At 70.9% G+C, this 13,004-nt stretch carries 14 protein-coding genes and 1 pseudogene; 13 read left to right on the forward strand and 2 right to left on the reverse strand.

Annotated elements, in window-relative coordinates:
• From VJR25_RS01170 to VJR25_RS01190, 5 genes are all read left to right on the forward strand, one after another.
• Positions 1–473 (forward strand): class I adenylate-forming enzyme family protein (locus VJR25_RS01170; protein ID WP_324111667.1); only part of this gene is annotated, 473 nt, incomplete at its 5' end.
• A gap of 202 nt (positions 474–675) precedes the next feature.
• Complete coding sequence (locus VJR25_RS01175) at positions 676–1,785, forward strand: ABC transporter ATP-binding protein (protein WP_324111668.1); 1,110 nt, start codon at positions 676–678, stop codon at positions 1,783–1,785.
• Entirely contained in the window at positions 1,785–3,011 is a 1,227-nt protein-coding gene (locus tag VJR25_RS01180) for a spermidine/putrescine ABC transporter substrate-binding protein (protein ID WP_324111670.1), read from the forward strand. The genes VJR25_RS01175 and VJR25_RS01180 overlap by 1 nt, the downstream gene beginning before the upstream one ends.
• A complete protein-coding gene (locus tag VJR25_RS01185; RefSeq protein ID WP_324111672.1) occupies positions 3,008–3,946 on the forward strand; it encodes an ABC transporter permease in 939 nt (312 codons plus the stop codon). Before VJR25_RS01180 ends, VJR25_RS01185 begins: the two co-directional genes overlap by 4 nt.
• Positions 3,943–4,803, forward strand: coding sequence for an ABC transporter permease (locus VJR25_RS01190; protein ID WP_324111674.1), 861 nt, complete (start codon positions 3,943–3,945; stop codon positions 4,801–4,803). The genes VJR25_RS01185 and VJR25_RS01190 overlap by 4 nt, the downstream gene beginning before the upstream one ends.
• 62 nt (positions 4,804–4,865) lie before the next feature.
• Here the strand turns inward: VJR25_RS01190 and VJR25_RS01195 are convergent, their stop codons facing one another.
• Complete coding sequence (locus tag VJR25_RS01195) at positions 4,866–5,564, reverse strand: MgtC/SapB family protein (protein ID WP_324111676.1); 699 nt, start codon at positions 5,562–5,564, stop codon at positions 4,866–4,868.
• Positions 5,565–5,752: 188 nt separating this feature from the next.
• Between VJR25_RS01195 and VJR25_RS01200 the strand changes: the two genes are divergently transcribed.
• The gene (locus VJR25_RS01200) at positions 5,753–6,706 is read left to right on the forward strand and encodes a 1,4-dihydroxy-2-naphthoate polyprenyltransferase (RefSeq protein WP_414683697.1); all 954 of its coding nucleotides are present in this window, start codon (positions 5,753–5,755) and stop codon (positions 6,704–6,706) included.
• A gap of 27 nt (positions 6,707–6,733) precedes the next feature.
• Here the strand turns inward: VJR25_RS01200 and VJR25_RS01205 are convergent, their stop codons facing one another.
• Positions 6,734–7,039 carry a DUF4229 domain-containing protein gene (locus VJR25_RS01205; RefSeq protein ID WP_324111679.1) on the reverse strand — a complete coding sequence of 102 codons (306 nt, stop codon included), beginning with the start codon at positions 7,037–7,039 and terminating at the stop codon, positions 6,734–6,736.
• 79 nt (positions 7,040–7,118) lie between these two features.
• Here VJR25_RS01205 and VJR25_RS01210 point away from each other — a divergent pair, with 79 nt between their 5' ends.
• The 7 genes and pseudogenes from VJR25_RS01210 to VJR25_RS01240 form a co-directional block, all read left to right on the forward strand.
• The gene (locus VJR25_RS01210; RefSeq protein WP_324111681.1) at positions 7,119–7,481 is read left to right on the forward strand and encodes a PLD nuclease N-terminal domain-containing protein; all 363 of its coding nucleotides are present in this window, start codon (positions 7,119–7,121) and stop codon (positions 7,479–7,481) included.
• Positions 7,438–9,306: a 2-succinyl-5-enolpyruvyl-6-hydroxy-3-cyclohexene-1-carboxylic-acid synthase gene (gene menD / locus VJR25_RS01215; protein WP_414683698.1), complete on the forward strand. Its 1,869-nt coding sequence runs from the start codon at positions 7,438–7,440 to the stop codon at positions 9,304–9,306. Before VJR25_RS01210 ends, menD begins: the two co-directional genes overlap by 44 nt.
• A 121-nt stretch (positions 9,307–9,427) precedes the next feature.
• The gene (locus VJR25_RS01220; protein WP_324111685.1) at positions 9,428–9,775 is read left to right on the forward strand and encodes a PadR family transcriptional regulator; all 348 of its coding nucleotides are present in this window, start codon (positions 9,428–9,430) and stop codon (positions 9,773–9,775) included.
• A 1-nt stretch (position 9,776) separates the two neighbouring features.
• A complete protein-coding gene (locus VJR25_RS01225) occupies positions 9,777–10,691 on the forward strand; it encodes a permease prefix domain 1-containing protein (protein ID WP_324111687.1) in 915 nt (304 codons plus the stop codon).
• Positions 10,692–10,771: 80 nt separating this feature from the next.
• Positions 10,772–11,764, forward strand: a complete 993-nt coding sequence (locus VJR25_RS01230) for an ABC transporter ATP-binding protein (RefSeq protein ID WP_324111689.1) — start codon at positions 10,772–10,774, stop codon at positions 11,762–11,764.
• On the forward strand, positions 11,761–12,600 hold the full coding sequence (locus VJR25_RS01235; RefSeq protein ID WP_324111691.1) for an ABC transporter permease: 840 nt from the start codon (positions 11,761–11,763) through the stop codon (positions 12,598–12,600). Before VJR25_RS01230 ends, VJR25_RS01235 begins: the two co-directional genes overlap by 4 nt.
• Before the next feature lie 115 nt (positions 12,601–12,715).
• Positions 12,716–13,004, forward strand: a pseudogene (locus VJR25_RS01240) (hypothetical protein); the annotation flags it as partial.

A 13,004-nucleotide genomic window follows, 5' to 3' on the forward strand; every position in this document is an offset into this window, starting at 1 on the left:
TCGCCGACGGCTACCTCGGCGATCCGGACCGCACCGCGGACGCGTTCCCCGCCGCCCCGGACGGCACCCGCTGGTACCGCACCGGCGACGCCGGCACCTTCGACGGCCGCGCCCTCGCCGTGACGGGGCGCCTCGACAACGTGATCGTGTCCGGCGGTGTCAACGTGTCGCTCGACCGTGTCGAACGGGCTGTGCGGGAGGTGCCCGGGTTCGCCGGCGCCGTCGTCGTGGGCGTGCCCGACGACCGCTGGGGCGAGGCATCCGTCGTCGTCGCGGCACGATCCGACGTCGCCGGAACCGAGGCCGACCTGCAGCGGGTGCGGGATGCCGCGGCCGCCGCGATCGGTGCGCACGCACGGCCGTCGCGCCTTCTGGTGTTGGCTGAGCTGCCGCATCTGTCGAGCGGCAAACCCGACCGTGCGCGGATCCGCGATCTGGCCCGAACCGCCGCGACCGAGTCCCACCACCCCTGACACTCGGTTTCGGACGGAATGTCCGGCGGGTCTCGACGACGGGACGGATCACCCGTTCCCGCCCCCGGCGGACCAGCGACAGAATGATCGACAAGCGGCATCGTGGCCCCGCCACGCTGCGGCGCATCCGTTCCTCGATCGCTGGAGACCCGTCGTGACAGAGCCCTTCGATACCGCCCCGCCGGCCGTGAGCCTCAGGCATGTGAGCAAGTCGTTCGCCGAGACGCGGGCGGTGGACGACATCGACCTCGAGCTGGGCCAGGGGGAGTTCTTCGCGCTGCTGGGACCGTCCGGATGCGGCAAGACGACCACGTTGCGCATGGTCGGCGGGTTCGAGCTGCCCACCGAGGGGCGGATCCTCCTCGGCGGCCAGGACGTCACCATGCTGCCGCCGTACAAGCGCGACGTGAACACCGTGTTCCAGTCGTACGCGCTGTTCCCGCACATGACCGTCGCCGACAACGTCGCGTTCGGACTGCGCCGCAAGGGCGTGGCATCCGCCGACATCGCACGCCGCGGCGAGCGGATGCTGGAGCTCGTCGGCCTCGCCGGTTTCGGCCGGCGCCGCCCGCACCAGCTGTCCGGCGGCCAGCAGCAGCGCGTCGCGCTGGCCCGCGCGCTCGTCAACGAGCCCAAGGTGCTGCTGCTCGACGAGCCGATGGGAGCCCTCGACGCCAAGATCCGCAAGTCCATGCAGGTCGAGCTCAAGCGCATCCAGCAGGAGGTCGGCATCACGTTCCTGTACGTGACGCACGACCAGAACGAGGCCATGTCGATGGCCGACCGCCTCGCCGTGATGAACGGCGGCCGCATCGAGGACATGGGCGCCCCGCAGCGCGTGTACGACCGGCCCGCGACCCAGTTCGTCGCCGAGTTCCTCGGCTCCTGCAACATCCTGCCCGTGCAGTACGACAGCACGGGCATCCTGCGCCTGCCCGACGGATCGTCCGTGCTCGTCGCGACCGACGAGGACTACCATGCCGTCACCGTCAGCGCCGCGCGCGTGGGCCTGCGCCCGGAGAAGCTCGTCGTCACCCGCGGCGAGGCCGTCACCACGACGGCCCCGAACGCCGTGCGCGGCACCGTGCGCACCGCCACGTACCTCGGCGCCAGCACCGAGTACGAGATCGACACCGCGTGGGGCGGGGTGCTGAAGGCGTTCGCGCAGAACCTGTCCGAGATCCACCGGGCCCGGCCCGGCGAGCAGGTGACGGTGTCGTGGGATGCCGGCCACGGCTTCCTGCTGCCGTCGACCGCCGACACGGTGCCCGAGGCCGCACCCGTCACCTCGACGGCACGGACGGTCGCCTGATGGGGGAGTTCGATCCGGCCCGCTTCCGCGGGATGACCGAGTCGCGGATGTCGCGCCGTGGCCTGCTCCGGGGCGCGCTCGCCGGCGCCGGCGGTCTTGCGATGGCCGCGACCCTCGCCGGCTGCTCGATCCCCGGCGCGAAGGCGAACGCCGCCGCGCAGAAGGTCGACTGGACGGCGTTCTGGAAGCAGCAGAAGCCCACCAAGCAGCTGAATTTCGCCAACTGGCCCCTGTACATCGACCAGGACAAGGGCAAGTACCCCTCGCTGCAGATGTTCACCAAGGCGACCGGCATCAAGGTCGACTACCAGCAGGTCATCCAGAACAACGCCCCCTTCTACGCCACCGTCGCCCCCCAGCTGCGCGCCCACCAGGACATCGGCTACGACATCGTCGTGATGACCAACGGCTGGGAGCTCACGGAGATGATCGACAACGGCTTCGTGATGCAGCTCGACCACTCCCGGCTGCCCAACTTCGCGAAGTACGCCGCGGACAGCGTGAAGAACCCGCCGTACGACCCGGGCAACACGCATTCGCTCACGTGGCAGACCGGCTTCACCGGGCTCGCGTACAACAAGAAGCTCGCCCCCAAGAAGGTCACGAGCTTCCAAGACCTGCTCGACCCCGCGTTCAAGGGCCGGGTGAGCATGATGAACGACAACACCGAGCTCGGCCACGCCGGACTCCTCGCGATCGGCGTGGAGCCCACCACCTCGACCGCGGCCGACTGGCGGCGCGCGGCGGAGTGGCTGAAGAAGGTGCAGCCGAACGTCGCGGGCTACTACGACCAGAGCTACATCGACAAGATCCAGAACGGCGACACGTGGCTGACCCAGGCCTGGTCGGGTGACGTGTTCCAGGCGCAGGCCAACGGGGCGACCGACCTCGAGTTCGTCACCCCGGTCGAGGGCCAGATGGTCTGGCACGACAACATGCTGATCCCCATGCAGGCGCAGAACCCGCTGTCGGCTCTGCGCTGGATGGACTTCTACTACACCCCCGAGATCGCGGGCACGGTGGAGGACTGGGTCAACTACGTCTGCCCCGTCCCGGCCGCGAAGGACTACATCCTGCACGAACTCGACGATCCGGATGTCGCGAACAGCCCCCTGGTGTTCCCCGACGCCGCCATCGACAAGGTGACCCACAACTTCCGCGTGTTCAAGGGCTACGACGAATACGAGGAGTGGAACTCGATCTTCAACCCGGTGATCCAAGCATGACGACTCTCGCTCCCAGCGCTCCCGCCCTCGGCGGTGCGCCGGCCCCCACGCCGGGGCTGAAGAACCGCATCCGCCGCAACCCGGCGCCGTACCTGCTCGCCCTCGCCGGCGGCGCGTGGCTGCTCATCCTGTTCGTGATCCCGCTGATCTCGGGCCTCGCCGTCTCCCTGATGAGCGGCAACCCGCAGGACGGCTACACCTTCACCTGGAACTGGGCCGTCTACGGACAGCTGTTCGGTCCGGGCGCCGCGACCGACAACTGGCTGTTCCTCGGCCGGGCGGTCTTCTACGGCGCGACCGCGACCGTCGTGACGATCCTGGTCGGGTTCCCGATGGCCTACTTCATCGCGTTCCGGGTGAAGCCGCAGTGGAAGAACGCGCTGCTGCTGCTGGTGATGCTGAGCTTCCTGGTGTCGTTCGTCATCCGCACCGACATGTGGGCGTTCCTCCTGTCGGATCAGGGGCCGGTGCTCACGGCGCTCCGCGGCATCCACCTCGTCGGCAAGGATTTCCACATCCTGGGCACGGACTCCGCGGTGATCGGCGGCATGGCGTACAACGACCTGGCCTTCATGGTGCTGCCGATCTACGTCGCCCTCGAGCGGATCGACCCGCGGCTCATCGAGGCGTCCGCCGACCTGTACGGCAAGAAGTCCGCGACCTTCTTCCACACCGTGCTGCCGCTGACCCGGTCGGGCATCTTCGCCGGCATCCTGCTGGTGTTCATCGACTCGGCCGGCGACCCGGTGAGCCCGTCGCTGCTGGGCGGCACGCACACCTACACGATCGGTCAGGCGATCCAGGATGCCTACCTGACCAACCAGCAGTACAACGTGGCGGCCGCGCTGTCCACGGTGCTGATGATCGTGCTCGGCGTCATCCTGTTCGCCTACGCCCGGATCGCGGGCACCGACAACATCGAGGACCTCGTATGAGCGCCATCATGACGGATGCCCCGGCGACGGGACGCGCGCCGGAGCAGGTGCGGGCGAACAGGCAGCCGAAGCAGCGCATGCGCCCGTTCCTGCCGATCTTCTTCTGGGTGTTCCTGGTGATCACCCTGCTGCCGATCGTCACGATGGTCGTCTACTCGTTCAACAACACCCCGACGAACCGCATCACGTTCAACTGGCACGGGTTCACCCTGTACTGGTACCAGAACCTCACGCAGGTGCAGGGCCTGCCGCAGGCGTTCCTGCTGTCGGTGGTGATCGCGATCCTGTCCGCGGTGATCTCGATCGTGCTGGGCGTGCCGCTGTCGATGGCACTGGAGCGCTACCGGTTCTTCGGCAAGTCCGCGATCTCGGCGACCGTGTTCGCGGACATCGCGGCGCCGTCGATCGTGGTCGGCGCGGCATCCCTGTCGTTCTTCCTGTCCACGAGCATCCCGCTCGGGTTCTGGACCGTGCTGATCGTGCACATCACGTTCAACCTCGCCTACGTGGTCGTCGTGATCCGGGCCCGCCTGTCGGGTACGGGCACCCAGCTCGAGCAGGCCGCCGGCGACCTCGGCGCGACGCCGTGGGTCGCGTTCACCAAGGTCACCCTGCCGCTGCTGGTGCCCGGCATGATCGCCGCCGGCGCCCTGGCTCTCGCCATGTCGATCGACGACTATGTCATCACGAGCTTCGTGGCCGGCCCCGCCGTCACGTTCCCGCTGTTCGTGTACGGCGCCGCGAAGGTCGGCCTGCCGCCGCAGGTGCTCTGCTTCGGCACCATCATCTTCGTGATCGGCCTGCTCGTCATGCTGCTCAACAGCTGGCTCACCCGCCGGGGGCAGCAGCGGATGTGACACCCGGCCCGGAACGACGGACGCCCCGCCATCGCGCGGGGCGTCCGTCGTTCCGGCACCCGTCACTCGAGATCGTCGTCGTCGAGCACGGTGACGCTGTGCACGCCCTGGAGCGCGGTGAGCGAGGCGACGAGTGCCGCGGCGTCGCCGGATCCGACGAGTTCGAGCGACAGCGACGCGGTATCCGTGTCGTCGGTGCGGTGGGGAACGGCGCGCAGCACGCTCCAGCCGCCCGCGGTGATGCTCTGCAGCAGGTCGCGCAGCAGACCGCGGCCGTCTCCGTAGACGATCTCGAGCTGGGTGCGCGTGTCCTGGGTGTGGGGGAGGTGTGCGGTGATGAACGCGAACAGGTACGCGATCACGAAGTGGATGACGGTGACGAGGCACGCCAGCACCCAGAGGCCCGCGGCGGCGGCCATGCCGATCGCCGCGGTCTCCCAGACGGACGCCGCGGTGGTGAGCCCGCGCACGGCGCCGCGGCGGGTCAGGATGATGCCGGCGCCGAGGAACCCGATGCCGGTGACCACCTGCGCCGCGATCCGCGACGGGTCCAGTCGCACAGAGGTGCCGAGCACGTCGGCGAAACCGTATTTCGAGACCAGCAGGAACAGCGCCGACGACGTGCCCACGATCGCCTGGGTGCGGATGCCGGCGGCCTTGCCGCGCAGCTGTCGCTCCAGGCCCACCAGCGAACTGAGCAGGAAGGCCAGGAGCAGCTCGCCGACCTGCAGCAGGCCCTGGCCGAGGAACACGCCGTCCATTCTCCCGACGCTACGCCCGCTGCACGGCCCGAGGGCCGCCGGGCGCCGCTCACGGCAACCCCGCAGGCGGACGACGTCGTGCCGGGATGCCCCGTGCACCGAGACACCGCGCTGTGGCCGAAACCTCGCGCGCTGCCCGGTGCGCCGGCCGGAACGAGGTGTCTCGGCCCCGCCTAGAATTGCCCTTCGTGGCAGCACGCTCGCGAAACCCCCGCACCCCGGCCCATCCCGGCAGCAAGAAAGCCGCGCAGCGCGGCCCCGCCCCGTCCCGGGCGACGGCGCGCGACTGGGTCTCGGCTGCCCGCCTGCGCACCCTGCCGCTCGCGGTCACCCCGGTGCTCATCGGCACGGGCGCCGCGCACGTCATCGACCCGGCCTGGCACTGGGTGCGTGCGCTGGCGTGTCTTGCCGTCGCGGTGTTCCTGCAGATCGGTGTGAACTACTCCAACGACTACAGCGACGGCATCCGCGGCACGGACGACTTCCGCGTCGGCCCCGCGCGCCTCACCGGCGCCGGCAAGGCGACGCCCCGGACGGTGCTGGTCGTCGCCCTCGCGTTCTGCGCGCTGGCGGGTCTCGTGGGACTCGGGCTGATCATCGTCACCGCGCAGTGGTGGATGCTGATCGTCGGCGCCGCCTGCATCGTCGCCGCGTGGTTCTACACGGGCGGCAAGCGACCCTACGGGTACTACGGCCTCGGCGAGGTGTTCGTCTTCGTGTTCTTCGGGCTCGTGGCGACCGTCGGCACGACGTGGATGCAGGTGCTCGCCGCCCCCCAGGAGGCGTGGTTCGGCGGCATCGCCGCAGGCCTTCTCGCCTGCGCGGTGCTCACCGCCAACAACATCCGCGACATCGACCAGGACCGCAAGGCCGGCAAGCGCACCCTGTCGGTGCTGATCGGCAAGCGCGGGTCGCAGGTGCTGTTCACGGCGTTCGTGCTGGTCGCGTTCGCGATCGCGGCGTGGTTCGCGTTCTTCTACCCGATCGCGTGGCTCACCATGCTGGCCCTTCTCGGAGCCGTCCCGGCGATCGTGATCGTCTGGATGTCGAAGCAGCCGCGCGAGCTGATCGTGGCGCTGAGCGTCACGTCGTTCACCTCGCTCGGTTACGGCGCGCTGCTGATGTGGGCGTTCGTGGGCTGACGCGCGGGGCGCGTCGAGCCCAGACGATCACGGCTCGTCGGTCTCGCCGCGCGCGGCGGCGTTGGCGGCATCCTCGACGTCGGCATCCAGCTCCGCACCGGTGGGCTTCGTGCGGTGGGCGCGACGCTCGGCGATGCCCTCGGAGACCGCGGCGCGCGGCTTCGTCAGGAACAGGATCGACAGGCTGAGGCCGATGAGGGCGGCGAAGACCGCGGCGAGGCCGATCAGCCAGCCGTTCTGGCGGAAGATCGGGAACAGCATGAGCAGGCCGAACGGCACGAGGAACGCCAGCAGGCGCAGCACCGAGTAGAGGATGACCGACCGAGCACGCATCCCTCAAGTCTACGAGGAGCCTGCTGTCAGACCGCCGCGAACGGCGACCGCGAGGGCCGGCAGATCTAAGATGGGGATCGTGGCGAGGCTGCTGATCATCTTGGCTCTGCTGGCCACCGGATTCTGGGTGTACAGCGTGGTCGACTGCGCCGTCCAGCCGCGGATCCGACACCGCGCCGTGCCGAAGGCCGTGTGGATGCTGATCGTCATCGTGTTCCCGGTGATCGGCGGGGTCCTCTGGTTCCTGCTCGGTCGCATCCCCGCGAGCGCCGCCCTGCGCGCCCCCGATGACGACCCCGCCTTCCTCAGCACGCTGCGCACCCGGTCCGCCCAGGACGACCGCATCCGGCAGCTCGAAGAGGAGCTCGCTCGCCTCGACAAAGACGCCGACGGTGACGATGACACGCCCCACGACGGTCGGACCGGGCGTGGCAGCCACTGACCCCGTGCACAGATCCCCGGCGACGGATGCCGCAGCAGCCCTGCTGACCCGACTCGTGGAGCGCGGCCTGCGACACGTGGTGCTCAGCCCCGGATCCCGTTCGCAGGCTCTCGCCCTCGTCGCCGCCGAGCTGGAGCGGCGCGGCGACATCCGCCTGCACGTCCGCATCGACGAGCGCGTCGGCGCGTTCACGGCGCTCGGCATCGGGCGGGAGAGCAGGATGCCGGCCGCCGTCGTCTGCACATCCGGCACCGCCGTCGCGAACCTGCTGCCCGCGGTGGCCGAGGCGCACCACTCCGGTGTGCCGCTGCTGCTGCTCACCGCCGACCGGCCGCCCGAGCTGCGCGGCGTCGGCGCGAACCAGACCACCACCCAGCCGGGCCTGTTCGCGATGTTCAGCCGTTGCGAGGCCGACGTGCCCGTGCCCGACGAGATCTGCGCGGACGGCACGGGGGAGCAGAGTCGGATGCTGCACAGCCTCGCCGACGAGGCGATGGATGCCGCGCTGGGCGTCGGCACCCGCCCCGGTGGCCCGGTGCATCTGAACCTGCCGTACCGCGAGCCCCTCGCCGGCCCGCTGCCCCCTTGGTTCACCGCCCGCCCGATCGCAGCCCCTCCGGTCGTCGAGCGAGCGCAGCGCGACGAGACGCATCTGCCCTCCGAGCACGACCTGCACGAGGACCTCTCCGGAGCCCTGTACCAGGGCGGCGGCGGCATCGGCGAGTCCGACGTGCCGGACGACCCGGACGCCGCGCCGCACGTGCTGGAACCCGGTCCGCGCACCGTCGTGATCGCCGGAGCGGATGCCGGCGCCGGGGCGGAGGATCTCGCCCACCGCGGCGGCTGGCCGCTCATCGCCGAGATCGTCAGCGGTGCACGCTTCGGCCGCGAGCTGGTGCACGGCTACCGGTCCCTGCTGCGCGACCCGTGGCTCGGCGGGCGGGTGCAGCGGGCGGTGGTGTTCGGGCATCCGACCCTCAGCCGCGAAGTCACGGCGCTGCTCTCCCGCACGGACGTCGACGTCATCGCCGTGCGCGGACCGGGCGAACCGCTGAACCTCAACGGCGTCACGGTCCCGGCCGATGCGGTCGTGGCAGGCCCGGGCGAGACCGACCGGGAGTGGCTCGGGGAGTGGATGCGGGCCTCCCGGGCGGCATCCGTCGACCTCGCCCCCGCGGCGCCCGACGCCGACGCGCTCTCGTCCGCCGAGCCGGAGGTGCGGCTCGGGGCGATCTCGGCCGAGCTCGCCGCCATCCGGGCGCCCCTGGATCGGGAGGCGCTCGCCGATGCCGTCTGGCGGGCGTCCTGGCCGCACGACCGGCTGGTGTTCGGGTCGTCGCGCCTGGTGCGCGTGGCCGACGCGGTGCTGCCGGGCAAGAAGGTGCCGGTGCACGCGAATCGCGGCCTCGCCGGGATCGACGGAACCGTGGCCACCGCCCTCGGCGTGGCGCTCGCGAGCCAGGACGATGCGGCGTCCGCCCCTCGCGCGGGCGTCGGCGTCACGCGCGTGCTGCTCGGCGACCTGACGATGCTGCACGACGTGGGCGCACTGCTGCTGCCGGCGGCCGAGCCGGCACCGCGCATCCAGGTGATCGTCGGCAACGACGGCGGCGGCACGATCTTCGACGATCTCGAGGTCGCACAGGTCGCGGGGGAGGCGGCGATGAGCCGCGTGCAGTACACCCCGCAGACCGCGGACCTGGCCCAGCTGGCCGCCGCGTACGGCTGGGGCTACCAGCGGGTCGAGACCCGGGCGGCCCTGGACCAGGCGCTCGTGGCGCAGGCGTCCGGCCCCCAACTCATCGAGGTGCCGCTGCCCCGCTGAGCCCGGTGCGCACGGCTCCTGGGTTTCGTCTCGCCCGCCGACGCCCGTCCCGCTCGGCGTCCGAGGTGATGTGATAAACAATTCTTCCTCGACGAGTACTTGACGTGATACAGTACTCGACATGAGCAAGGACGACGCGTTCGCGGCCGACCTGCTGCGGGGGCATACCGACACCATCGTGCTCGGGGTGCTGCGCCGGGGCGACAGGTACGGCTTCGAGATCTACAAGACGATCCGCGACGCCACCGGCGGCGACCACGAGATCAAGGAGGCGACGCTCTACGCCACCTACCGCCGGCTCGAGAAGGACGGACTCGTCGAGTCCTACTGGGGCGACGAGACCCAGGGCGGCCGTCGCAAGTACTACCGCATCACCGACGCGGGCCGTGCGGTCTACAGATCCAACGTCGCGGCCTGGGTCGCCACCCGCCGCATCATCGACTCCCTGCTCGACGTGAAGGAGAGCTGACATGAACACCGACATCCACCGCCTGCTCGACGAGGCATTCGCCGGCGTCGAGATGACCCCCGAGGCGCAGGACCTGAAAGAGGAGATCCGCGCCAACCTGGTGGCGCGCGTCGAGGAGCTCGAAGCATCCGGCATCCCGCCCGCCGATGCCGCAGCGTCTGCCATCGGCGAACTCGGCGACGTGCGCGAGCTGCTCGGCGACCCGGACGCGGGGGATGCCGGGTCACGGACGGATGCCGCCCCGCGCCGCACCGGTCACGACCTCGCGTTCGTCGCCGGCACGCGGGTGCGGCCGGAGCCCGCGTTCGTGGTGCGCACGGTGGTGCTGAGCATCGTCGCGGCAGCCGCCGTGGTGCTGTTCGTGCTGGCGCTGTTCGCGGTCGTGCCCGCCGGCCTCGGCGGTGCCCTCGGCATCGGGCTGGTGTTCAGCGCCGCGCTCGGTGTCGTGACCGGCGACGGCCTGCATCAGGAGACCACGGCGAACCACCCGCTGCCCGCCGCGCGGTCGACCTGGTTCGGGATCGCGACCTTCGGCGTGCTGACGGCCGCGGTGTGCGGTGCCGTGTTCGCCGCGAACCTGGCCCAGATCTGGCTCGTCGTCGTGGCATCCCTGCTGCTCGTGGCGTCGATCGCCCTCTTCTCGTGGCTCGGCGCCACGCAGACCAACCGGCACAAGGCCTGGACCCGCCGGATGCACGAGAACATGCCGCCGAACAGATTCGAGGAGCATCCCGAGGTCGCCGCCCGCTTCGGCATCTACGTCGCCGTCATCTGGGTGCTCACCTTCGCGGTCATGGCCGTGCTCGTGTTCACCGTCGGATGGTGGTGGGCGCCGGTCGCCTTCGTCGGCGGCTTCGCGATCATGCTGCTCGTGCTCGCCCGCATGCTGTTCGGCCACAGCGACTCCGGCCGCTGACCCCCGGGGCTCCGCCCCGTCGTCGCCCGCTCGAGGAGCGGGCAGTCCACCAGAACCCTCAACCGGAAGGGATGCTCGTCATGCCCGGAAACACCCCCGCGATCGTCGCCGAAGACCTGGTCAAGGTCTATCCCGGCCGTGGTCGCCGGCCCGCGGTGCGGGCCCTCGACGGACTCGGCTTCACCGTGCCGGCAGGCCGCGTCTACGGCCTGCTCGGACCGAACGGCGCCGGCAAGTCCACCACCACCAAGATCCTGACGACCCTGTCCCGGCCGACGTCGGGCCGGGCGCAGGTCGCCGGTCACGACGTGCAGCGCGACCCGGATGCCGTGCGCCAGGCGATCGGCTACGTCTCGCAGGGCGCGAGCACCGATCCCTTCCTCACGGCGGTCGAGAATCTCGAGATCGCCGGCCGCATGCGCGGCGTCGGCCCCGCGGAGGCCCGGCGCCGGGCGGCGCAGCTGCTCGACGAGTTCGGACTGGCCGAGGCATCCCGGCGACCCGTCAACACCTACTCGGGAGGCATGCGCCGCCGACTCGACGTCGCCACGGCGCTCGTGCACCGGCCCCGTGTGCTGTTCCTCGACGAGCCCACCACCGGACTCGACCCCGAGGCGCGGGCCGCCATGTGGGACGAGATCCGGCGCCTGTCCGCGGAGGACGAGCTCACCGTCATCCTCACCACCCACTACATGGAGGAGGCGGACCGGCTCGCCGACAACCTGCTCATCGTCACCAAGGGGCAGGCCGTCGTCGACGGCACGCCCGCCGAGCTGAAGGCCGCCCTGCACGGCGACTCGCTGCGGGTGTCGCTCGTCGAGCCCGACGCGGCGCGGGTGCGCGCCGCGGTCGCCGGCGTGCCGGGCTTGCGCGACCTGGTCGTGGAGGCATCCGGAGTGGACGGCGTGCTCGCCGCCCGCACCGACGACGCCTCCGCCGCGGTGGGCGCGGTCATCGCGGCGCTGGATGCCGCCGGCATCCGCTACGGGCAAGTCTCCGCCTCCCACCCCACCCTCGACGACGTGTACCTGCACTTCGTCGGCCACACCTACGCACAAGGAGTCGCAGCATGATGCCCACAGCCGTCGCCGTCCGCGCGACCGTCCACACGCCCGCCCGCGCGGGCTGGTTCACCCAGGCGGGTCAGGTGCTGCGGCGCTGGCTCACCGTCTCGGTGCGGCAGGCCTGGGGGCCGGTCATGTCGCTCATCCAGCCGGTCATCTGGATCGTGCTGTTCGGGCAGGTCTTCCGCTCCCTCGGCATGCTGCCCCAGTTCGCGCCGTCGGCCGGCCCGGGTGCCGGCTCGTACGTCGACTATCTGGTGCCGGGCATCCTCATGATGACGGTGCTCTACTCCGGGGCGTGGGCCGGCACCGGCTACATCGACGACATCGCCTCCGGGGTGATGGACCAGTACCTCACCTCGCCCATCCGCCGCTCGGCGATCATCACCGGGCAGCTCGCGCAGCAGCTCGTGATCAACCTCGCGCAGTCGCTCGTGGTGCTCGGCATCGGCTGGATCGCCGGCGCGCGGTACCCGGGCGGGATCGGCGGGATGCTGGCATCCCTCGGCGTCGCCACGCTGCTCGCCACCGTCTTCTGCTGCTGCTCCAGCGCGGTCGCACTCACCACGCGCAACCAGATCGCGCTCATCAGCCTGTCGCAGCTGATCGTGCTGCCGGCGACGTTCCTGTCGACCACGATGATGCCGGCATCCCTCATGCCCGAGTGGGTGCAGAACGTATCCCGCTGGAACCCGATGACCTGGGCCGTCGAGGTCGGCCGCGGCGGGCTCACCGGTGCGTTCCCGGATGCCGCCTGGTGGCAGGTCGGGGGCCTCGCCGTGCTCGCCGCGCTGGCGTTCACGTGGGCCGTCCGGTCCCTCCGGTCCTACCAGCGGTCGGTGTGACCCCCTCCCGGACACCCGCTCGACCGACAAGATCTGCGCTCCACGGCAGCAGATCTTGTCGGTCGAGTGGTCTTCGGGAGGGCGAAGCGCCACGCCGGGGGCGTACCGTCGGACCATGGGCACGTCCGCTCGAGGAGGCCGCAGCGCGGGGGCGCTCGCCGTGGGAGCCGTCCTGCTGCTCGCGATCGCCGCGTGCACCGGGATGCCGCGCCCCGGCCCGACGGCATCCCTTCCCGGGGCGACGGCATCCCCTCCCGAGCCGACGGCGTCCACCCCCGCCACTCCGGCGATCGCGCTCGCTCCCGTGCGGGTGGGGGTCGCGCCGGGCGCCGATGCGGGAGCTGCGCGAGGTCGGTCGCTGAACGTGCCGCGCGGCTGGACAGCGCAGGTGTGGGCCGACGTCC

Source organism: Microbacterium sp., from assembly GCF_035277845.1.
GTDB lineage: Bacteria > Actinomycetota > Actinomycetes > Actinomycetales > Microbacteriaceae > Microbacterium.